Below are 20902 nucleotides of genomic sequence, written 5' to 3'. Positions count from 1 at the left end.
GCTGAGGCCGGTGCGGGGTGCAGCCAAACACACGCGCGCCAGGCCGGTCAGCGCAGCCGCCGTCACGGCTGGCTGTCGTCGGCTGGGGTTCACACGGACCCGTTGAGGCTGGCCGCGGTCGACCACGGCCGGATCATCAAGTCAGGCCCGGCGACTCACCACGTACGCGACAATCTCATACGAGCCACCAAGCGGTTGAAACCCGTATAGAGTCCCCCTGCACTTGTCCTATTTCAAAGGGGGGACCCTTTGCGTGCTCGTCTTGCCGTCTCAGCCATAGCTGTCGCCGTTGCCAGCGTCTTCTTCAGCGCATCGACCGCGTTCGCGGTGACGCTGCCATCCACCAACATCGCCCATCACTGCGTCTCCCACACCACGGGCCGGTGTGGCTGGACGCACCACCAAAAGCCCGGGGACAAGTACGAGACCGCGAAGTGCGTGGACGCCACACTGTCCTACTCACGGCACTCGCAGGGCACTTGCTCCCACCACCATGGGGTCCGCTACTGGTTCAAGTAGGCCGCCGAGCAAGCGCCGCAAGGGGCCGGGCACGAAGCGCGGGTGCGTGTCTAACTGCGTGAGAACGCAGACGAACAGCGGCGAACAACCGCGAACGTCTGCGGACCATCAGCCAAGGTGAGAGCCACAGCAGCCCAAGGCACCGCCCCCCCGCCCAAGTTACTTCGGGAGCATGCGGGCGCCGATCTCTTCGTCGAAGCGGTCGAGCCGGTGGCCGTTGTCCTCCAGGCGGGCGTAGATGCCGCCGGGGCCGGGGTTGGGTTCGGCGATGGGAGTGCCGCGTGTGATGTCGAGGGGGAGGTAGGAGGTCGCGTATTCGACCGGGCGGCACGAACCGCATCACCGACATCGTCAGGGCCGTCGTCGTCCTTCACCGCACCTCAACGGCAGGATGAAAAAGGCTCACTGCCCCGATTCCAAGCGGCAGCCCAAGCGAGGTTGGCACTGTTGCAGAAGATATCCTCAGCAGGGAGATTTCGCTCCTCCGAGTAGAGACTCCCGGGAGCAGATCACAGAACTACAACCTGCCAATCTGATCCACAACCTCATTTACCTTCGCCAGCGTGTCATCATTGCTGTCACCCGCAGCGATGACTTGTTGGTAGAAACTCCGGTCCGCGATCGGAAGATGCACGACCGATAGGCGGATTCCGGGGAGATCGCCCGCAACCTCGTCGTTGCTTACGACATTCTGGAACCCGAGGTTGTCCAGCACGATGTGGACGTTGTTTTTAAGTTGCTCAACATCGCCGAAGATCGCGCCGAGTTCCATTTGACGCGTGCGGATAAACAAGGCCATCACGCACCTCCAGTCCAGCTTTCGGGCCAGGACCGCGACTTGCGCCGCTCAGATTTCTGGTCTCACTGACCAATCATCGCCCTAGTCGTGGATGTCCAGCATGGCCCTCGCGCCCTCCCGTCGCCACCGGAGCGAGTTCGGCGGCGCACCAGCGGTCCTGAGAATGAGAATGACACCCACGCTGAGGAGGTGCTGTTGGGTACCGCGTAGAGGTTCGTGGCCGACCCGATGACAACGGCTTGATTCACCGGATCGGCGAGTTGGACACCTGGATCAAACTCGACCTGATCATTCGCTATAACCAGCAGGGCACCTGGCAGCTCCTCGTCAAGGACAAGACGCCGCAGGCGAAGCTGTTGGAGAAGAACTGGGGCACGGACGGGATGGCCGTATAACCCGCGAACGAGCAGTGGAAGGGCCGCGACCGGGACGCCCGCCCGATCGGTGAAGAGGCCGGCCAGGCCCTCTGGGTCGAGATGGACCTCGCCTTCGGCGCCCGCGGGCTGCCCGGCCGAAAGGCCCCCGGCGTCACCCTGCTCCCGCTCCCGGCCGCCGATCAGCCGGGAGTCCCCCGAAGATCGGCACCCAAGGTGGACGGCCCTGTCCGCTACGACAACCTGGGAACGCTCGCCGAGAAGTGGGCCGAGGAAGGCGGCATCGGCTACCGCCTCCTGGGCCCCGATGGCAAGAAGATCAAGCTGATCCGACCCGCGCGCTTACAGAACCGGCAGGTTCTTCCGCAGCTCGAAGGCGGTGACCTCGGAGCGGTATTCCTCCCACTCCTGCTTTTTGTTGCGCAGGAAGAAGTCGAAGACGTGCTCGCCGAGGGTCTCGGCCACCAGTTCGCTGCGTTCCATCAGCGTGATCGCCTCGCCGAGGTTCTGCGGCAGGGGCTCGATGCCCATCGCGCGGCGCTCGGAGTCGGAGAGGGCCCAGACGTCGTCGTCCGCGCCCGCCGGGAGTTCGTAGCCCTCCTCGATGCCCTTGAGGCCGGACGCGAGGAGCAGGGAGTACGCCAGGTAGGGGTTGCAGCCGGAGTCCAGGGAGCGGACCTCGACGCGGGAGGAGCCGGTCTTGCCGGGCTTGTACATCGGCACCCGGATCAGGGCCGAGCGGTTGTTGTGGCCCCAGCAGATGTACGAGGGGGCCTCGCCGCCCGCGCCCGCGGTGCGCTCCGAGCCGCCCCAGATGCGCTTGTAGGAGTTGACCCACTGGTTGGTGACCGCGGAGATCTCCGCCGCGTGCTTGAGCAGGCCCGCGATGAAGGAGCGGCCGACCTTGGAGAGCTGGTACTCGGCGCCCGACTCGTAGAACGCGTTGCGGTCGCCCTCGAAGAGGGAGAGGTGGGTGTGCATGCCGGAGCCGGGGAACTCCGAGAAGGGCTTGGGCATGAACGTCGCCTGGACGCCCTGCTCAAGCGCCACCTGCTTCATGACCAGGCGGAACGTCATGATGTTGTCCGCCGTGGAGAGCGCGTCCGCGTAGCGCAGGTCGATCTCCTGCTGGCCCGGCGCGCCCTCGTGGTGGCTGAACTCGACCGAGATGCCCATCGACTCCAGCATGGTGATCGCCTGGCGGCGGAAGTCCATGCCGACGTTCTGCGGGGTGTGGTCGAAGTAGCCGGAGTTGTCGGCGGGCACCGGGCGGGTGCCGTCCAGCGGCTTGTCCTTCAGCAGGAAGAACTCGATCTCGGGGTGGGTGTAGAAGGTGAATCCCAGGTCCGAGGTCTTGGCCAGGATCCGCTTGAGCACGAAGCGCGGGTCCGCGAAGGACGGCGAGCCGTCCGGCATCAGGATGTCGCAGAACATCCGCGCGGTGCCCGGGGCCTCCGCGCGCCACGGCAGGATCTGGAAGGTGCCCGGGTCCGGCTTGGCGATCATGTCCGACTCGTACACCCGGGCGAAGCCCTCGATGGCCGAGCCGTCGAAGCCGATGCCCTCGTCGAACGCCTGTTCAAGTTCGGCAGGAGCCACCGCGACCGACTTCAGGAAGCCGAGCACATCGGTGAACCACAAACGCACAAACCGGATGTCACGCTCTTCGAGAGTGCGGAGCACAAACTCCTGCTGCTTGTCCATAGCCACATCCTTGCAGTTCAGACGGTCTGTGCACCACCGCCCGGGCATGAGGGGGGAAGCATCAGTATCGAGGCCCGGGATTACCGACACATTACGCACCCGATATGACCTGCGGCACGTCACCTGCCCACAGTCGCACCAGGTGCCGTTCCCGGCGAGGGCGTGAGGGATACTCGCTCCTCGTTGCCCGCAGAACGACTTGGTACGGCTGACCTCCGTACCGCTATGGAGACCGCAGGATGACCGGCACCCAGATGGAGCCCCCGGATACCGTCACCACACCGCCCGCGCCGGCACCTGCCGCCGCGCGCTGGCGGGGCTGGCTGCTGGACGGGCTCTCCGAGCAGTCCGCACGCCACCAGGGACCGCACGGCACCCCGCCCGAGGAGCACAAGGGCCACAGCTGGTGGCGCGTCATGTGCCTCACCGGTGTCGACTACTTCTCGACGCTCGGCTACCAGCCGGGCATCGCGGCGCTCGCGGCCGGGCTGCTCTCGCCGATGGCCACGCTCGTCCTGATCGCCCTGACGCTGCTCGGCGCGCTGCCGGTGTACCGCCGGGTGGCCAAGGAGTCGCCGAACGGCGAGGGCTCCATCGCCATGCTGGAGCGGCTGCTGCCGTGGTGGGCGGGGAAGATCTTCGTCCTGGTGCTGCTCGGCTTCGCGGCCACCGACTTCATGATCACCATCACGCTGTCGGCGGCCGACGCCTCGGCGCATGTGGTGGAGAATCCTTTCGCCCCGAGCTGGCTGCACGGCTCCAACCTCTGGATCACGCTGGCCCTGGTCGCGTTGCTCGGCGCGGTCTTCCTCAAGGGGTTCAAGGAGGCCATCGGCGTCGCCGTGGTACTCGTCGCCGTCTATCTGACGCTGAACCTGGTGGTGCTCGCCACCGCCGTCGGGAAGATCGCCACCGAGCCCGTGGTGATCGACGACTGGTGGCACGCCGCCAGCGCCGCGCACTCCTCGCCGCTCGCGATGATCGGCGTGGCGCTCCTGGTCTTCCCCAAGCTCGCGCTCGGCATGTCCGGCTTCGAGACGGGCGTCGCGGTGATGCCGCAGATCACCGGGGACGCCTCCGACACGTACGCCAAGCCGCTCGGCCGCATCCGGGACACCCGCAAGCTGCTCACCACCGCCGCGATCGTCATGAGCGGCTTCCTGCTCGTCTCCAGCCTCGCCACGACGATCCTGATCCCGGAGGCGGAGTTCAAGGCGGGCGGCGACGCCAACGGCCGGGCGCTCGCCTTCCTCGCCCACCAGCAGCTCGGCGAGGCGTTCGGCACGGTCTACGACATCTCGACCATCGCCATCCTCTGGTTCGCCGGCGCCTCCGCGACGGCCGGACTGCTCAACCTGGTGCCGCGCTATCTGCCCCGCTACGGCATGGCCCCGGAGTGGACCCGCGCGGTGCGCCCGCTGGTGCTGCTCTTCACGGCGATCGCCTTCTTCATCACCTGGTGGTTCGACGCCGACGTCGACGCGCAGAGCGGCGCGTACGCGACCGGTGTGCTGGTCCTGATGCTCTCGGCGTCCTTCGCCTCCACCGTGGCCGTGCTGCACCGGGGCAAGCGGGCCGCGGCCCTCGGCTTCGGCGCGATCACCGCGGTGTTCGCGTACACCCTGGTCACCAATGTCATCGAGCGGCCCGACGGACTGAAGATCGCGCTGCTGTTCATCGTCGCGATCCTGCTGTCGTCGTTCGCCTCCCGGGTGCACCGGGCGTTCGAGCTGCGGGCCAAGGAGATCACCTTCGACGAGGCGGCGGCCCGGTTCATCGACGAGGCGGCCGCGAGCGGGCCGCTGCGGCTGATCGCCAACGAGCCGCAGGAGCACTCGACGGCCGAGTACCGCGCCAAGGAGTACAGCCAGCGCGAGGAGACGCACATCCCGGACGGGCGGCCGGTGCTGTTCCTTGAGGTGTTCGTGCGCAACTCCTCGGACTTCACCACCGAGCTCACCGTGCACGGCGACGAGAAGCACGGGGTGCGCAGGCTGCGGGTGGAGGGCGCCGTGGTGCCCAACACCATCGCGGCCGTGCTGCTGAACCTGCGCGACCGCACCGGGCAGGTGCCGCACGCGTACTTCAACTGGACCGAGGGCCATCCGCTCAGCCATCTGCTGCGCTTCCTGGTCTTCGGCGACGGCGAGGTCGCGCCGGTCACCCGTGAGGTGCTGCGGCGGGCCGAGTCGGACCGCGCCCGCCGGCCCCGCGTCCACGTCGGCTGATTCCGGCCGGTTGGCCTGATCTTGGCCGACCCCGCCCTGCCGCGCGTCGCGCTCCCTCCCTTACCATCTGCGCCTATGGGGGGAGTGCGACGCCTTCGGATCACGAGTCTCATGGCGCTGCTGAGCGCCATGGCGACGCTTCTCGCCGCCCTCTTCCTCTGTCTCACCGCGGGCGGCCGGGCGAGCGCCGACGCCGTTCCGGCGGCGCACCACATCACGCTCAGGACGGTCGCCGGTCCGGCGCGGTACAGCTGCCCGTACGACCGCGGCGACTGCGGGCTCTTCCCGCACGCCGACCCGGCCGTGCTCACCGCGCCGCCGCTGGACACCCCGGCGCCGGGCGCCGCCCACGCCGTACGGACGGCGGCAATGCGTCCCGCCGCGCCCCCGGTGCGCTCCGGCGCCCGGCCGCGCGCCCCCGATCTCCACGTTCTTCAAGTGCTACGGACCTAGGCGGAGCCGATCCACTCCGCTCACACCCCCCAACTCCCCCGTCACCAGAAGGACTTGAGCCATCATGGCCACCAAGGAATCGAACCGCTCGCGCCAGGCGCGGATAGCCGAGATGCGCCGCGCCGAGCAGGCCCGCGAGCGCCGCAACAAGATCGTCGCGATCACCGCGTCGGTGGCGATCGTCGCCGGGCTCGTGGGCGCCGGCGTGTATCTGCTCAACCGGGAGTCCGACAAGAAGGACCAGCAGCAGGCCGAGAAGGCCGCCGACGCCAAGGCGACCATCGCGGGCGAGAAGGACTGGGACCCGAAGAAGCTCGGCCGCAACCACGTCACCAAGACGGTGTCGTACCCGATGAAGCCGCCGGTCGGCGGTGACCACAACCCGGTCTGGATGAACTGCGGCGGCGTGGTCTACAAGAAGCCGATCCCGGACATGAACGCGGTGCACTCGCTGGAGCACGGCGCGGTCTGGGTGACGTACAACGACAAGGCGCCGGCCGGTGAGGTGCAGAAGCTCTCCGACAAGGTGTCCAAGACGCCGTACTCGCTGATGAGCCCGTTCCAGGACCAGGCCGGGGCGATCATGCTCAGCGCCTGGGGCAAGCAGGTCACCGTGACCAGCGCGGACGACCCCCGGGTCAACCAGTTCTTCAACAAGTACGTGCAGGGCCCGCAGACCCCGGAGCCGGGCGCGGCGTGCACGGGCGGACTGGACCAGAAGTGAACCGCACCTACTGGGCGTCCCTGGCCGCCGTAGTGGCGGCCCTGGTGTTCGCCACGGTGGCCACGGTCGCCAGCGCCACCGGCGACGACTCCCCCGCCGCGCCCCGCACGCCCGTCGCCACCTCGGCGGACGCGGGCTTCGCGCGGGACATGGCGGTCCACCACCAGCAGGCGGTGGAGATGTCGTTCATCGTGCGCGACCGCACCCAGGACGAGGAGGTGCGCCGGCTCGCCTACGACATCGCCAACACCCAGGCCAACCAGCGGGGCATGCTGCTCGGCTGGCTGGATCTGTGGAAGCTGTCGAAGTCCGAGCCGGACCAGCTGCCGATGGCGTGGATGGGGATGGGCACCGAGCCCGGCGCGGACGGCGCGCTGATGCCCGGCATGGCCACCAACACCGAGCTGGACCAGCTGCGCAAGGCCGACGGCAGGCAGGCCGAGATCCGCTACCTCCAGCTGATGACCGAGCACCACAAGGGCGGTATCCACATGGCCCAGGGGTGCGCCGAGAAGTGCGCCACCAAGGTGGAGCGCGACCTCGCCCAGGGCATGGTCGACTCGCAGCGCTCGGAGATCGATCTGATGGCCACCATGCTGACGGCGCGGGGGGCCAAGCCGCGTACGTGACCACGTACCCGGCGTCGCCCCGGATTACGTAAGGAATCCGCCCCAGTCCGGCTTTCGGCCATCAAAACGACCCAAGTCCCGCCACCTGGGCGGGACTTGGGTTTCTCTTGGGTTTCACATGCCCCCCGCATGAACCGTTCCTCACCAGAGTGACGCTGTGCATGTGCAGATCAAGTGCGCATGCCTCACAGGTGAAGAGCCTCAGCAGGGGGTCAAATGAGAACAAGCCGCACCAAGCGGCGCGTCGTGAGCATGGCAGCGACACTGCCTCTGTTCGCCGGCGCACTCGCTTTCGGCATACCGTCCGCCCACGCCGCGGACCCGGTGCCGTCCGGGCGGGCCGCCCTGACGGGCACCAAGCCCGCATGGGCGACCGGCGCCGCCGACCAGGGCGCCACGGCGAACACGAACAAGGTGAACGCGCGCGTCTACCTCGCGGGCCGCGACGCCAAGGGCCTCGCCGCGTATGCCGCGGCCGTGTCCGACCCGAAGTCGGACTCGTACGGCAAGTACCTGAGCCCCGCGCAGACGCAGCAGCGTTTCGGCGCGACCAAGGCGCAGGTCGCGGCGGTCACCAGCTGGCTGAAGTCGGCCGGCCTCACCGTCACGGGCGCCAACGAGCACTACATCTCGGTCTCCGGCGACGTCGCCGCGGCCGAGAAGGCGTTCGGCACCAAGCTGCACAACTTCAGCAAGGGCGGCCGGACCTACCGCGCCCCGGTGACGACCGCCTCCGCGCCGGGCGCGCTGGCCGACGCGGTGCTCACCGTGACCGGCCTGGACAACGCCCCGCACAAGGCGACCCACCAGGACACGCTGCCGGGCCCCGGCCCCGCGTTCAAGAACTCCGGGCCGTTCTCGACGTACTACGGCTCGAAGACCGCGACCACCCTGCCGGACGCGTACGGCACCAAGATCCCGTACGCGGTCCACGGGTACACGGGCAAGCAGCTGCGCGCGGCGTACGGCGCGGGCCGCTACACCGGCAAGGGCGTGACCGTCGCGATCACCGACGCGTTCGCCTCGCCGACCATGGCGAAGGACGCCCAGCAGTACGCGCTGCGCAACGGCGACAAGTCGTACAAGCACAACCAGTACAGCGAGGTCCGCCCCGCGGCCTTCAACAGCACCGAGGCGTGCGACGCGGCCGGCTGGTACGGCGAGGAGTCGCTGGACGTCGAGGCCGTGCACGCGGTCGCGCCGGACGCGGACATCGTCTACGTGGCGGGCGCGTCCTGCAACGACCCGGACCTGCTCGACGCGCTGAACAAGGTCGTCGACAGCCACCTGGCCGACATCGTCTCCAACTCGTGGGGCGACGTCGAGTCCAATGAGACGCCGGACATCGCGGCCGCCTACGACCAGACGTTCAAGCTCGGCGCGGTCGAGGGCATCGGCTTCTACTTCTCCTCCGGCGACGACGGCGACGAAGCCGCCAAGAGCGGCAAGAAGCAGGTCGGCACCCCCGCCAACTCGGCGTGGGCGACGGCCGTCGGCGGCACCTCGCTCGCGGTCGGCAAGGGCGACAAGTACCAGTTCGAGACCGGCTGGGGCACCCTGAAGTCCTCGCTGTCGGCGGACGGCAAGAGCTGGACGAACTTCCCGGGCGCGTTCACCTCCGGCGCGGGCGGCGGCACCAGCTCCTCCGTGAAGCAGCCGTTCTACCAGCACGGCATCGTGCCGGACGCGCTCGCCAAGGCGAACGGCGCGGACCGGATGCGCACGGTCCCGGACATCGCGGCCGTGGCCGACCCCAACACCGGCTTCCTGGTCGGCCAGACGCAGACCTTCCCCGACAAGTCGGTGAAGTACGACGAGTACCGCATCGGTGGTACGTCGCTGGCCGCCCCGGTCATCGCGGGTGTCCAGGCGCTGGCGCAGCAGGCCCGCAACTTCCCGATCGGGTTCGCGAACCCGTCGATCTACGCGCGGTACGGCTCGCCGCTGTTCCACGACGTGACCGACCACCCGCTGGGCAAGTCGCGTGAACTCGCGGTCGCCCGGGTGGACTTCGCGAACGGTGTCGACGCGTCGAAGGGGCTGCTCACGTCTGTGCGCACCCTGGGGCACGACAGCTCGCTGTCTGCCACGCGTGGGTACGACGACGTGACCGGTGTCGGTACCCCGGCCCCCGGCTACGTCGCGTCGTTCGCCTCGCGGTACCACCGCTAAGCGCTCCGCGCGGGAGTTGTTCGGCTGCGGACCGTGCGTGGCTGGTCGCGCAGTTCCCCGCGCCCCTGAAAACCCGCCCCGGGCCGTCATCTCGGCCCGGGGCGGGGCTTTTTTGTTCAGCCCAGGATCGCCTCTGCCACCGCCCCCGCGTTGTCCAGCATCACCAAATGGCCCGCCCCCTCCGCCACGTGGAAGTCCGCCTCCAAGTGGGTGGCCAGGTCGCGTTGGCGGTGGAGCCAGGAGGGGCCGCCCGCGCCGCCTGCCAGGACTCGGACCGGGGCTCCGGCGGGGAGGGGGAACTTGTCGCGGAGGGTGAGGAGTTCGGCCGCCACCGCGCGGTAGCGGGCGTTCTCCAGGATCACGCCCCGCCAGACCCGCGAGGTGCGGTAGCAGCGGTCGACCAGGGCGCGCGGGGCCGGGTCGGGGCCGCCGGTGCGGGACAGGCGGACCGTGGCGCGCCGCAGCAGCGGGCCGAGCGCCGCCGGCATCCCCGCCCCCGCGAACACCGCCCCGGCGACCCGCGCCGACACCACCCGGGCCCGGGGTGCGAGCGGCACCCGTGCGTCCGCCTCCACGCTGGAGTCGAGCAGCACGAGCGCGGCCGTGCGGTCCGGGTACAGCCGTGCGTACGCCTCCGCGTGGAACCCCGCGATCGAGTGGCCGACCACCGTCGCCCGGCCGCCCTGCCCCACCGCGTCCAGGACCGCCGCGATCCGGTGCGCCTCCCCCGAGGCCGTCGGCGGCGCGCAGGCGGGGCCGGACAGGCCGTGGCCGGGGCGGTCGAAGCGTACGACGGTGCGGTGCGGGGCGAGCAGCGCCGCCACCGGGTCCCAGTCGAACCACGCCATGCCCAGGCCCGCGCTGAGCACCACGGGCGGACCGCTGCCCTCCACCACCACGTGGTGCGGGACCCCGTCGATCCATACGATCGTCATACTCGATTCTCCCGCGCCACGGCGTGGGCGAGCACCCCCAGCCACACCGCGACCAGCAGCACCTGCGCGCGCTGCCCGGCCCCCAGCGACCAGGTGCCGCGCCCGGCCTCGAACGCGGCGATCGCGGCCAGCGTCCAGAGCGTGACGGTCAGTTCGAGGACGACCAGGACCGGGCCGACGCGGGCGAGCGGGGCCCAGCGGCCGTAGCGGCGGGCCGCGACCGTGAGCGCCACGATGCCGACGAGCGCGCCCGCCATCGCGAGGCTGCTGCTCACGGCGTGCGCGGTGTGCGTGGCCGGGACGAGACCGGCCGTCTCGCGGGCCGCGCACTCGGGGTCGACGGTCGGCGCGCAGCTGAGCGGGAGCCGCGAGTCGGCCACCGTCGACGCGCCGAACAGCACCAGGGCCGCCCAGCCGGTCACCGTCCAGGGCCGCCGCTCGCACCGCCACAGCGCCCACGCGGACCCGGCGAGGACCAGGACGCCCGCGGTGAGGTCGGTGGCCCTGAAGAGCCCGCCGAGCGGCTGGTCGACCGCGCCGAGCTCGCTCACATACGTCTGGACGGGGTCGAGCCCGGTGTGGAGCAGCACTTCGAGCACCCACGCGGTGTACGCGAGCGCGCCGAGCGTGAGCAGGACGACGGCGGGCCGGGCGGGGGTACCGGAGGGGGACATAGTGCTGGTGATGGTACTTACCGGGCGGCCCGTACCGGCGGAGCGCGGCGCCGCCCGGCTTGTTCACCCGACATCGCGTCGCTCTGACGATTACACTGGCCGGGTGCCTCAACTACGCCTCGCTCTGAATCAGATCGACTCGACCGTCGGCGACCTCACCGGCAATGCCGAGGCGATCGTGCACTGGACCCGGCACTCCGCCGAGCAGGGGGCGCATCTCGTCGCGTTCCCGGAGATGATGCTGACCGGCTACCCCGTCGAGGACCTGGCGCTTCGCCCGTCCTTCGTGGAGGCGTCCCGGGCCGCGCTGGACTCGCTGGCGACGCGGCTGGCCGCCGAGGGCCTGGGCGAGCTCCCGGTGATCGTCGGCTACCTCGACCGGTCCACGTCCGCCCAGGACCGCCTGGGCCAGCCCGCGGGCGCGCCGCGCAACGCGGGCGCGGTGCTGCACCGGGGCGCGGTGGCCTTGACGTACGCCAAGCACCACCTGCCCAACTACGGCGTCTTCGACGAGTTCCGCTACTTCGTGCCGGGCGACACCATGCCGGTCGTACGGGTCCACGGCGTCGACGTGGCGCTGGCGATCTGCGAGGACCTGTGGCAGGACGGCGGCCGCGTCCCGGCCGCCCGCTCCGCCGGGGCCGGGCTGCTGATCTCCATCAACGCCTCCCCGTACGAGCAGAACAAGGACGACACCCGCCTCGAACTGGTCCGCAAGCGGGCCCAGGAGGCGGGCTGCACCACCGCCTACCTCGCCATGGTGGGCGGCCAGGACGAGCTGGTCTTCGACGGCGACTCGATCGTGGTCGACCGCGACGGCGAGGTCGTCGCCCGCGCCCCGCAGTTCTCCGAGGGCTGTGTGCTGCTCGACCTGGAGCTCCCGGCCGCAGGTCCGGTGCCGTCGGGCACGGTCGACGACGGCTTGCGGATCGACCACGTGATCCTCTCCCAGGAGCCCGTCCCGGCGTACGAGCCGGAGCTCGCCGGGGGCTACAGCGACCGCCTCGACGACGACGAGGAGGTCTACTCGGCGCTGGTCGTGGGGCTGCGCGCGTACGTGGCCAAGAACGGCTTCCGGTCCGTCCTGATCGGCCTGTCCGGCGGCATCGACTCGGCCCTGGTCGCCGCGATCGCCTGCGACGCGGTCGGCGCGCAGAACGTGTACGGCGTGTCGATGCCCTCCAAGTACTCCTCCGAGCACTCCAAGGCCGACGCGGCCGAGCTGGCCCGGCGCGCGGGCCTGCACTTCCGGACCGTCTCCATCGAGCCGATGTTCGACGCGTACATGGGCTCGCTGGGTCTGACCGGGCTCGCCGAGGAGAACCTCCAGTCGCGGCTGCGCGGCACCATGCTGATGGCGATCTCCAACCAGGAGGGGCACATCGTCATGGCGCCGGGCAACAAGTCCGAGCTGGCGGTGGGGTATTCGACGCTCTACGGCGACTCGGTGGGCGCGTACGGCCCGATCAAGGACGTCTACAAGACGACCGTCTTCCGGCTCGCCAACTGGCGCAACAAGGCCGCCGAGGCGCGCGGCGAGGTGCCGCCGATCCCGGAGAACTCGATCGTCAAGCCGCCGAGCGCCGAGCTGCGCCCGGACCAGGTCGACACGGACTCGCTGCCGGACTACCCGGTCCTGGACGCGATCCTGGCCCGGTACGTCGACCGCGACCAGGGCCGCGAGGAGATCGTGGCGGCGGGCTACGACCCGGAGGTCGTGGCGAAGACCCTGCGCCTGGTGGACTCCGCCGAGTACAAGCGGCGCCAGTACCCGCCGGGCACCAAGATCTCGGCGAAGGGGTTCGGGAAGGACCGACGGCTGCCGATCACCAACCGGTGGCGCGAGACGGTCTGAGCCACGGGCTCTTCAACAGGGAGGGGGCCGGGGCATCGCCCCGGCTCCCTCCCCGCGTACGGCGGGAACCGCTCAGATCTTGAGCCGGGCCGCGATCGGCAGGTGGTCGCTCGCCGTCCTGCCCAGCGTCCACGACGACTTCGGCTCGACGCCCTTGACCATGATCTGGTCGATCCGGGCCATCGGGAACGACGCGGGCCAGGTGAAGCCGAAGCCGTTGCCCGCCGCGCCCTGGGTGGAGCGCATCTGCGAGGTGATGTTGTTCAGGGCGCGGTCGTTCATCGTGCCGTTGAGGTCGCCGAGCAGGACCACCTTCTTCAGCGGGTCGCCCGCGATCGCGTCGCCCAGGGCGTCCGCGCTGGCGTCGCGCTGGCGCGCGGTGAACCCGGCGCTGAGCTTCACCCGTACCGAGGGCATGTGCGCCACGTACACCTTCACCTGGCCGGCGGGCGCGTTCACGGTGGCCCGCATGGCGCGCGTCCAGCCCATCTTGATGTCGACCGGCTCGGCGTGGCTCAGCGGGTACTTGCTCCACAGGCCGACCGTGCCCTGGACCGAGTGGTGCGGAAACGCCCCGGCCAGCGCCTTCTCGTACGCAGGGACCTTGTCGCCCGGCAGTTCCTCCAGGGCCAGCACCTCGGCGCCGGAGGCGATGAGCTTGCGGGCGGTGCCGGCCGGGTCGGGGTTGTCGGCGTTGACGTTGTGGGTGGCGACGACGAGGTTGCCGCCCTTGCTCTCCTTGTCGGTGAGCAGCCCGCCGAAAAGATTCAGCCAGACCGTCGCGGGGAGCACCAGCGCGATCAGGGCGGTCGCCGAGCGGCGCCACAGGGCGAGGCCGAGCAGGACCGGGACGAAAAGACCGAGCCACGGCAGGAAGGTTTCGGTGAGGCTGCCCAGGTTGCCGATCCGGTTGGGGATCTGCGCGTGGACCAGCATGACCAGCGAGATCAGGACCGCGACCGCGGCCAGGACGATGCCGCGCCGCCAGATGCCGGGGTCGCCCCGCCAGCCGTCCAGCAGGCGCCGGACCCGGGATCCGGAGCGCTCACCCTCCGCGCTGCCGTTCCCCGTCTCCGTCATGTACGCCCGCGTCATACCGCTGCCCTCACTGCCTTGCGTCTCGCACACCCTCGCCCCGATGACCCTAGGCGATGACGGGTGGCTTTCCCTGTCGTCGTACTGCCGATGACGGCCAGGCGCGACCGGGGGTTCCAGAGGTCACGGCTGTGACGGCGGCTGTGACAAAACGCGCATATTTGCTGGCCACAGTGGTTTAAAGCTCACGCACTTATGTGACCGGGGCACCCACTTCCCGTCGACGGGGGCGGGATGCCACCATGGAAGTGGTCCGGAGACGCCGTCAGGGCGCTTCGAGATGACGAACAGGAGCCGTTGCGATGACGCAACAACTCAAGGCTGCGCAGAATCAGGCGGAACGTTCCGACAGCAGCAAGGCGCTGTACGGGGGCAAGTCGACGCGCCGCGTGTCCATCCACGACATCGCCGCCGCCAAGGCGCGCGGCGAGAAGTGGCCCATGCTCACCGCGTACGACGCGATGACCGCGTCCGTCTTCGACGAGGCCGGGATCCCGGTCCTCCTCGTCGGCGACTCGATGGGCAACTGCCACCTCGGCTACGAGACGACCGTGCCGGTCACGCTCGACGAGATCGCCATCCTCTCCGCCGCGGTCGTACGGGGCAGCAAGCGCGCCCTGGTCGTGGCGGACCTGCCGTTCGGCACCTACCAGGAGGGCCCGGTGCAGGCACTGCGCAGCGCCACCCGCCTGATCAAGGAGGCCGGCGTCGGGGCCGTCAAGCTGGAGGGCGGCGAGCGCTCGCTGGCCCAGACCGAACTGCTCGTGCAGTCCGGCATCCCGGTCATGTCCCACCTGGGCCTGACCCCGCAGTCCGTGAACGCGATGGGCTACCGGGTGCAGGGCCGCTCCGAGGAGGCCGCGCACCAGCTGCTGCGGGACGCCAAGGCGGCCCAGGACGCGGGCGCCTTCGCGGTGGTGCTCGAACTCGTACCGGCCGAGGTGGCCGCCGAGATCACCCGCTCGCTGCACATCCCGACCGTCGGGATCGGCGCGGGCGTGTCGTGCGACGCGCAGGTGCTCGTCTACACCGACATGGTCGGGCTGACCGGCGGGAAGGTGCCGCGCTTCACCAAGCAGTACGCCAATGTGCGCGGCGTGCTCGGCGACGCGGCGAAGGCTTTTGCCGATGAGGTTGTCGGCGCTCAGTTCCCTGCGGAGGAGCACACGTTCCACTAGACGTGAGCCACTGGAACGTGATCGTTCAGCTGCGGACCATGCGTGGCTGTTGATCGGCAGCTCGTCGGCCTCGTGTCGGCGGGCTGTCGGTCTTGTAGGTGGGCTGTCGGTGGATTGTCGGTGGCGGATGGCACCTTTGTGGTCATGACGCGAATCGACAAGAACCCCAAGGACGGCGCCGCCAACGCCGTCACGGTGCGGGGGCTGGTGAAGCACTTCGGCGACACCAAGGCGCTGGACGGCGTGGACCTGGACGTACGCGAGGGCACGGTCCTCGGCGTCCTCGGCCCCAACGGCGCCGGCAAGACCACCCTCGTCCGCTGTCTGTCCACCCTGATCGTGCCGGACTCCGGCACGGCCACCGTCGCCGGGTACGACGTGGTGCGCCAGCCGCGCCAGCTGCGCCGCACCATCGGCCTGACCGGGCAGTACGCCTCGGTCGACGAGAAGCTGTCCGGCCGGGAGAACCTGTACATGATCGGGCGGCTGCTCGATCTGTCCCGCAGGGACGCCCGCGCCCGCGCCGACGAGCTGCTTGAGCGCTTCTCGCTCACCGAGGCCGCCAACAAGGCCGCGATGAACTACTCCGGCGGTATGCGCCGCCGCCTCGACCTCGCGGCCTCGATGATCGGCAACCCGGCCGTGCTCTATCTCGACGAGCCCACCACCGGCCTCGACCCGCGCACCCGCAACGAGGTGTGGGACGAGGTCCAGCGGATGGTGGCCGAGGGCGCGACCGTGCTGCTCACCACCCAGTACATGGAAGAGGCCGAGCAGCTGGCGAACCAGCTGACCGTCATCGACCGCGGCAAGGTCATCGCCAACGGCGGTATCAACGAGCTGAAGGCGAAGGTCGGCGGCCGCACCCTGCAGATCCGGCCCACCGACCCGGACCAGCTGGGCGCGATGGCCCGGGCGATCGCCGAGGCCGGTCTGGACGGCGTGGCCGGCACCCAGGCGGTCCCGGACGAGGGCCTGCTGAACGTGCCGATCCTCAGCGACGAGCAACTGACGGCCGTGGTCGGCCTGTTGGGCGCCCGGGGCTTCGGCATCGCCCACATCGGCACCCATCTGCCCAGCCTGGACGAGGTGTTCCTGGCCATCACCGGCAAGAAGACCTCCGACTCGCAGGAATCCGACAGCAACCACACCATCGAGGAGGTCGCGGCATGAGCACCACCACCGCCACCGAGGCCGAGGCGACCTCCCGCCGGGCGCCCACCGGCATCCGTCCGCCCGTCGCCGACGCCGACGCCCGGATCGGCCTGCGGGCCAATCTGCGCCACATCGGCGCCCTGGCGCGCCGCAACGCGCTCCAGATCAAGCAGGACCCGGAGTCGATGTTCGACGCCGTGCTCATGCCGATCATCTTCACGCTGCTGTTCGTCTACGTCTTCGGCGGCGCGGTCTCCGGCAAGGGCAACCAGCACGAGTACGTGAACTACCTGATCCCGGGCCTGATGGCGATGCAGGGCCTGAACATCGCGATGGCGGTGGGGACCGGCATCAACGACGACTTCAAGAAGGGCGTCATGGACCGGTTCCGGACCATGCCGATAGCCCGGTCGTCGGTTCTCATCGCCAAGATCGTGGTCGAGATCGGCCGCATGATGGTCGCCACCACGATTCTGCTGGTCATGGGCTTCATCCTGGGCCTGTCCATCCACACCTCGGTGCTCGAACTGCTCGCGGCGGTCGGCCTGTCGCTGGTGTTCGGCGCCTCGCTGATGTGGATCTTCATTCTGCTGGGTCTCACCATGAAGACGGCGCAGGCCGTCCAGGGAGTGGCCATGCTGGTGCTGATGCCGTTGCAGTTCGGCTCGTCGATCTTCGCCAAGCCGACCACCATGCCGGGCTGGTTGCAGTCCTTCACCGACTACAACCCGCTCTCCAACCTCGCCGACGCGGCCCGCAACCTGGTCAACGGCGGCCCGGTCGCCGACTCGGTGTGGATGACGCTGGCCTGGTCGGTGGCGATCACCGCGGTGACGGCGCCGCTCGCGGTCGCCAAGTTCCGCAAGCGCACCTGATACCGGAGGCCGCGAAGGCGCGCCTGATTCCGGTCCACCTGATTCCGACGGGGTGTCAGGTACGGGGGTCCTGACCCCCTCGTCGTTCGCGTCGCGCGAGGGCGGCGGCCTCGTCCACATCGAGGCCGCCGCCTTCCGCGTACGCGGCCTCGTAGGCGGCGTCGTCCAGGAGCGGGCGGACCGCCGACTCGACGACGGCCCGCTGCTCCTTCTCCAGGGCCGTGGGGACGTGGACGGGCGGCAGCAGGGCGTCGTGCGCGCCGATCAGCCGGGCCGCGTCGAGCGCGACGTCGACGTCGGTGCCGGGCTCGGCGGGCCCCGCCAACGCCCAGGCGCAGCTGAGCAGATGCACCGGGATCATCTGCGGCGCGACCATCCGGGCCAGCGGGTCCAGGGCCCTGCCCAACGCTTCGCGAGCGTCCCGCAGGCCCTCGGCGAACAGCCCTTCGGCGTTGTTCAGCCAGGCCCGCACCCCGATGACGAAGCCCTCGAAGAGCGAGAGGTTGCTCGACCTGAACTCGTCCAGCATCACCGCGACCTGCTCGCGGGCCTCCGGGATCCGGCCGCTGCGGCCCAGCCACATCGCCAGGAACAGCCGGGCGGCGGGGAACGCCTCGTGCCCGGCCCGGCGGCCGGCGGCGACGATCTCGCGCAGCATCGCCTCCCCGCGCTCGGTCTCGCCCGTCTCCAGGAGCACCCCGGCGAGCCGCGCCTTGAGCAGCGACACCTGCCCCGGGGCGCCCAGGCGCTCCGCGTACCGCACGGCCTCGTCGTAGTCGACGGCCGCCGCCGGGTACTCGCCGCGTCGCTCGCGTGCCTCGCCGCGCGCGGACAGCGCCTCGGCCATGCCCCAGTCGTCGCCCAGGCGCCGGAAGATGTCCAGGGCGGCGTCGGCGTCACGGCCCGCGTCGCCGGCCCACTCGCCGCGGTTGGCCAGGACGTTGGCCCGCATCTGGAGGGCGTTGGCGAGGTCCCACTCGTACCCGAGCTCCGCACTGGCCTCCACCGTCGCGTTGAGCATGTCCTTCAGCCCGTCCGCGTCGCCGGTCAGCACGATCGTGAAGAACCAGAGCATGCCGGGCATCCGGCAGGTCTGCGGCAGCCCCGGCCGGTAGACGCTCGCGATGGCGCGCAGCCGCTCCTTGGCCTCGGGGGTCGTCCAGGTGTCGGTGTCGTGGTCCATGTCGGCGAGCATGATCAGCCGCACCCCGCGCCGGGCCTCCTGGAGCACTTCGTCCTCCATCGGCGGCGGGCTGTCGGTGCAGCGCGCGAAGACCGGGGGCGCGGGGGCGGCGGGCGGCGCGAACGGGTCGGGGCCGAGCCCGGCGGCGGCGTGCGCCCAGCGGCGCGCCTCGCCGCGCATGTCGCGCAGATGCCAGTACGTGGTGAGCGCGTGGACCAGGCACAGCGCCTCCTGCTCGTCCGCGAGGGCGACGGCCCGGCGCAGCGCGGTGCGCAGGTTCTCGTACTCCCGCTCGAAGAACGCGACGGCGGCGCGCTGGCCCCGGCCGCGCAGCCGGGGATCGGCGGCGCGGGCCAGCTCGCGGAAGTGCACCAGATGGCGGCGCTCGACCGCGCTCCGGTCCCCGGCGGCATCGAGCCGCTCGGCCGCGTACTCGCCGACGGTTTCGAGCAGCCGGTAGCGCATGCCGCCGTCGTCCCCGGGCGCGGCCACGACGAGCGACTTGTCGACGAGGGAGCCGAGCAGGACGGCGACGTCGACGGCGGGCACGGCCGGGTCACCGCAGGCGTCGCCACCGTCCGCGTCCGCGCAGACCTCCTCCGCCGCCGCCAGGTCGCAGCCGCCCGCGAAGACGGACAGACGGCGCAGGACCGTACGTTCGGACTCCTCAAGGAGGTCCCAGGACCAGTCGACGACCGCGCGCAGGGTCTGCTGGCGCGGCAGTACGGTCCGGCTGCCGCTGGTCAGCAGGCGGAACCGGTCGTCGAGCCGGTCCGCGATCTGACGGGGTGTCAACATCCGTAGCCGGGCCGCCGCGAGCTCCACCGCGAGCGGCAGACCGTCCAGGCGGCGGCAGATCTCGGCGGCGGCCTCGGGGTCGTCCTCGATCCGGAAGCCGGGCCGCGCGGAGGCGCCCCGGTCGGCGAGCAGCCGCAGCGCCACGGGCCCGGGCAGCGGTTCCACCGGCCGCACCAACTCGCCCGGCACGCCCAGCGGTTCCCGGCTGGTGGCGAGGACGGTCAGCCCGGGGCAGCGGGCCAGCAGATACGCGACGAGCTCGGCGGCCGCGCCGACCACGTGCTCGCAGTTGTCGAGCAGCAGCAGCATCCGGCGGCGCTCGCAGTACCCGGCGAGGTGCACCAGCGGGTCGGCGCCCGCGCGGTCGGCGGCCCGCAGCTCCTCGGCGCCCGCGCCGTGCAGCACGGTCTCGCGGGCGCCGACGGCGGTAAGGACGGCGGCGGGCACGGCCGCCGGGTCGGAAACCGGCGCGAGCTCCGCCAGCCACACCCCGTCGGGCCAGCCGTCCCCGGCCGCGTCGACGGCCTCGGCGGCCTCCTGGGAGAGCCGCGTCTTGCCGGCTCCGCCGGGCCCGAGCAGCGTCACCAGCCGCGCCCCGCCCAGATCCCGCCGGATCGTCTCGATGTCCGCCTCGCGCCCGACGAAGGAGGTGAGCCGGGCCCGGAGGTTGCCTGGGGGTCCCCCCTGCTCCTTGAGAGCTCGGGGGAGGGCGGGGCGCGGGGCGGGCTCCGGCGGCGCTTGCAGCAACTCCCCGTGCAACGCCCGCAGTTCGGGGCCCGGGTCGGCGCCCAGGCGGTCGGCGAGGGTGCGGCGGACGTCGTCGTACGCGGCCAGTGCCTCGGCCGTGCGGCCCGCCAGGCGCAGGGCGCGGATGCGCAGGGCGTGCAGCGGCTCGTCCAGGGGGTTCGCGGCGCAGAGCGCGGCCAGCTCGGGCAGCGTCTCGTCGGCCCGGCCGAGCGCGAGAGCGGCGGTGAGCCCGGCCCGGCGGGCGTCCAGGCGGCGGGCCTCCCAGCGGGCCGCCTCGGCCGCCCGGTCGGGCAGATCGTCGAGGACCGGCCCGGCCCACAGCGCCAGCGCGTCGTCGAGCAGGGCGATGGCCTTCGTCGGGTCGCCCTGCTCCAGGGCGCGCACGCCCTCCCCGGCCAGCCGCTCGAAGCGGTACAGATCGATGTCGTCCGGTTCGGCGTCCAGGCGGTAGCCGCTCTCGGCCGAGGCGACCGCCGTGTGCCCGGCGACCCGCCGCAGCCGGCCGACCAGCGCCTGGAGCGCACCGGCGGCGTCGGCGGGCGGCTCGCCGTTCCACACCTCGTCCACCAGCCGCGCGACCGGCACGGTCCGGCCGGGGCGCAGGGCGAGCACCGTCAACAGGGCGCGCAGTCGCGCCCCGCCGACGGCGACCGCCGTTCCTTCGGGGTTGAGCAGCTGGGTGGTGCCGATAATCCGGTAGCGCACGTGCCCATTCTCCGTGACCGCGCCGGCTCCCGACGCCCCCGCCCTCCAACACCCGCCGCCCACAAGGCGACCAGGGGCCGTATCGGACGGTGACGGGGGC

General features: G+C 70.9%; 17 protein-coding genes and 1 pseudogene. 11 read left to right on the top strand and 7 right to left on the bottom strand.

The genetic code is table 11. From position 1 onward, the window contains the following. Positions 1-249 precede the first annotated feature (249 nt). A complete protein-coding gene (locus ACGFRG_RS09595) occupies positions 250-519 on the top strand; it encodes a DUF3761 domain-containing protein (RefSeq protein ID WP_361425193.1) in 270 nt (89 codons plus the stop codon). Positions 520-690: 171 nt separating this feature from the next. On the opposite strand, the pseudogene ACGFRG_RS09590 reads toward ACGFRG_RS09595, so the two are convergent. Then, a pseudogene (locus ACGFRG_RS09590) lies at positions 691-846 on the bottom strand (GntR family transcriptional regulator); the annotation flags it as partial. Positions 847-1036: 190 nt separating this feature from the next. Further along, entirely contained in the window at positions 1037-1318 is a 282-nt protein-coding gene (locus tag ACGFRG_RS09585) for a hypothetical protein (protein WP_361425196.1), read from the bottom strand. Positions 1319-1557: 239 nt separating this feature from the next. Here ACGFRG_RS09585 and ACGFRG_RS09580 point away from each other — a divergent pair, with 239 nt between their 5' ends. After that, positions 1558-1713 carry a hypothetical protein gene (locus ACGFRG_RS09580; protein WP_361425199.1) on the top strand — a complete coding sequence of 52 codons (156 nt, stop codon included), beginning with the start codon at positions 1558-1560 and terminating at the stop codon, positions 1711-1713. A gap of 321 nt (positions 1714-2034) precedes the next feature. Here the strand turns inward: ACGFRG_RS09580 and ACGFRG_RS09575 are convergent, their stop codons facing one another. Beyond that, entirely contained in the window at positions 2035-3396 is a 1362-nt protein-coding gene (locus tag ACGFRG_RS09575; RefSeq protein ID WP_361425202.1) for a glutamine synthetase family protein, read from the bottom strand. Between the two features lie 239 nt (positions 3397-3635). Between ACGFRG_RS09575 and ACGFRG_RS09570 the strand changes: the two genes are divergently transcribed. The 5 genes from ACGFRG_RS09570 to ACGFRG_RS09550 all read left to right on the top strand — a co-directional run bounded on the left by ACGFRG_RS09570 (position 3636) and on the right by ACGFRG_RS09550 (position 9602). Beyond that, a complete protein-coding gene (locus ACGFRG_RS09570; RefSeq protein ID WP_393262863.1) occupies positions 3636-5624 on the top strand; it encodes an amino acid transporter in 1989 nt (662 codons plus the stop codon). A 111-nt stretch (positions 5625-5735) separates the two neighbouring features. Beyond that, a complete protein-coding gene (locus tag ACGFRG_RS09565; RefSeq protein WP_361425208.1) occupies positions 5736-6077 on the top strand; it encodes a hypothetical protein in 342 nt (113 codons plus the stop codon). A 64-nt stretch (positions 6078-6141) separates the two neighbouring features. Continuing rightward, positions 6142-6801 carry a DUF3105 domain-containing protein gene (locus ACGFRG_RS09560; protein ID WP_361425210.1) on the top strand — a complete coding sequence of 220 codons (660 nt, stop codon included), beginning with the start codon at positions 6142-6144 and terminating at the stop codon, positions 6799-6801. Next, positions 6798-7430 carry a DUF305 domain-containing protein gene (locus ACGFRG_RS09555; protein ID WP_361425213.1) on the top strand — a complete coding sequence of 211 codons (633 nt, stop codon included), beginning with the start codon at positions 6798-6800 and terminating at the stop codon, positions 7428-7430. Before ACGFRG_RS09560 ends, ACGFRG_RS09555 begins: the two co-directional genes overlap by 4 nt. A 252-nt stretch (positions 7431-7682) precedes the next feature. Continuing rightward, positions 7683-9602, top strand: a complete 1920-nt coding sequence (locus ACGFRG_RS09550) for a S53 family peptidase (protein WP_361425216.1) — start codon at positions 7683-7685, stop codon at positions 9600-9602. A gap of 116 nt (positions 9603-9718) precedes the next feature. Here ACGFRG_RS09550 and ACGFRG_RS09545 read toward each other — a convergent pair whose 3' ends face one another. Next, positions 9719-10537: an alpha/beta fold hydrolase gene (locus tag ACGFRG_RS09545; RefSeq protein WP_393262860.1), complete on the bottom strand. Its 819-nt coding sequence runs from the start codon at positions 10535-10537 to the stop codon at positions 9719-9721. Beyond that, on the bottom strand, positions 10534-11211 hold the full coding sequence (locus ACGFRG_RS09540; RefSeq protein ID WP_393262857.1) for a DUF998 domain-containing protein: 678 nt from the start codon (positions 11209-11211) through the stop codon (positions 10534-10536). Before ACGFRG_RS09540 ends, ACGFRG_RS09545 begins: the two co-directional genes overlap by 4 nt. 103 nt (positions 11212-11314) lie before the next feature. Here ACGFRG_RS09540 and ACGFRG_RS09535 point away from each other — a divergent pair, with 103 nt between their 5' ends. Beyond that, positions 11315-13066 carry an NAD+ synthase gene (locus ACGFRG_RS09535; RefSeq protein WP_393262854.1) on the top strand — a complete coding sequence of 584 codons (1752 nt, stop codon included), beginning with the start codon at positions 11315-11317 and terminating at the stop codon, positions 13064-13066. A gap of 72 nt (positions 13067-13138) precedes the next feature. Here ACGFRG_RS09535 and ACGFRG_RS09530 read toward each other — a convergent pair whose 3' ends face one another. Further along, positions 13139-14161 (bottom strand): endonuclease/exonuclease/phosphatase family protein, encoded by a 1023-nt coding sequence (locus ACGFRG_RS09530; protein WP_361425452.1) that lies wholly within the window; start codon positions 14159-14161, stop codon positions 13139-13141. A gap of 302 nt (positions 14162-14463) precedes the next feature. Here ACGFRG_RS09530 and panB point away from each other — a divergent pair, with 302 nt between their 5' ends. The 3 genes from panB to ACGFRG_RS09515 all read left to right on the top strand — a co-directional run bounded on the left by panB (position 14464) and on the right by ACGFRG_RS09515 (position 17369). Then, a complete protein-coding gene (panB, locus tag ACGFRG_RS09525) occupies positions 14464-15339 on the top strand; it encodes a 3-methyl-2-oxobutanoate hydroxymethyltransferase (protein ID WP_361425228.1) in 876 nt (291 codons plus the stop codon). Between the two features lie 144 nt (positions 15340-15483). Beyond that, a complete protein-coding gene (locus ACGFRG_RS09520) occupies positions 15484-16512 on the top strand; it encodes an ATP-binding cassette domain-containing protein (RefSeq protein WP_361425231.1) in 1029 nt (342 codons plus the stop codon). Next, positions 16509-17369 (top strand): ABC transporter permease, encoded by an 861-nt coding sequence (locus ACGFRG_RS09515; RefSeq protein ID WP_361425234.1) that lies wholly within the window; start codon positions 16509-16511, stop codon positions 17367-17369. The genes ACGFRG_RS09520 and ACGFRG_RS09515 overlap by 4 nt, the downstream gene beginning before the upstream one ends. Positions 17370-17424: 55 nt before the next feature. Here ACGFRG_RS09515 and ACGFRG_RS09510 read toward each other — a convergent pair whose 3' ends face one another. Continuing rightward, a complete protein-coding gene (locus ACGFRG_RS09510) occupies positions 17425-20802 on the bottom strand; it encodes a BTAD domain-containing putative transcriptional regulator (RefSeq protein WP_393262850.1) in 3378 nt (1125 codons plus the stop codon). Between the last annotated feature and the right edge of the window lie 100 nt (positions 20803-20902).

Source organism: Streptomyces sp. NPDC048696, from assembly GCF_043198895.1.
Taxonomy (GTDB): Bacteria; Actinomycetota; Actinomycetes; order Streptomycetales; family Streptomycetaceae; genus Streptomyces.
Note: the sequence above shows the minus strand (reverse complement) of the source record. Positions and strands in the feature narration are given on the sequence as shown.

Bases quoted from the DNA above. Each gene is read 5' to 3' on its own strand.
- ACGFRG_RS09585 (WP_361425196.1), bottom strand. From the start codon at position 1,318: ATGGCCTTGTTTATCCGCACGCGTCAAATGGAACTCGGCGCGATCTTC.
- ACGFRG_RS09575 (WP_361425202.1), bottom strand. From the start codon at position 3,396: ATGGACAAGCAGCAGGAGTTTGTGCTCCGCACTCTCGAAGAGCGTGAC.
- ACGFRG_RS09570 (WP_393262863.1), top strand. From the start codon at position 3,636: ATGACCGGCACCCAGATGGAGCCCCCGGATACCGTCACCACACCGCCC.
- ACGFRG_RS09565 (WP_361425208.1), top strand. From the start codon at position 5,736: ATGGCGCTGCTGAGCGCCATGGCGACGCTTCTCGCCGCCCTCTTCCTC.
- ACGFRG_RS09560 (WP_361425210.1), top strand. From the start codon at position 6,142: ATGGCCACCAAGGAATCGAACCGCTCGCGCCAGGCGCGGATAGCCGAG.
- ACGFRG_RS09550 (WP_361425216.1), top strand. From the start codon at position 7,683: ATGGCAGCGACACTGCCTCTGTTCGCCGGCGCACTCGCTTTCGGCATA.
- ACGFRG_RS09545 (WP_393262860.1), bottom strand. From the start codon at position 10,537: ATGACGATCGTATGGATCGACGGGGTCCCGCACCACGTGGTGGTGGAG.
- ACGFRG_RS09540 (WP_393262857.1), bottom strand. From the start codon at position 11,211: ATGTCCCCCTCCGGTACCCCCGCCCGGCCCGCCGTCGTCCTGCTCACG.
- ACGFRG_RS09530 (WP_361425452.1), bottom strand. From the start codon at position 14,161: ATGACGCGGGCGTACATGACGGAGACGGGGAACGGCAGCGCGGAGGGT.
- panB (WP_361425228.1), top strand. From the start codon at position 14,464: ATGACGCAACAACTCAAGGCTGCGCAGAATCAGGCGGAACGTTCCGAC.
- ACGFRG_RS09520 (WP_361425231.1), top strand. From the start codon at position 15,484: ATGACGCGAATCGACAAGAACCCCAAGGACGGCGCCGCCAACGCCGTC.
- ACGFRG_RS09515 (WP_361425234.1), top strand. From the start codon at position 16,509: ATGAGCACCACCACCGCCACCGAGGCCGAGGCGACCTCCCGCCGGGCG.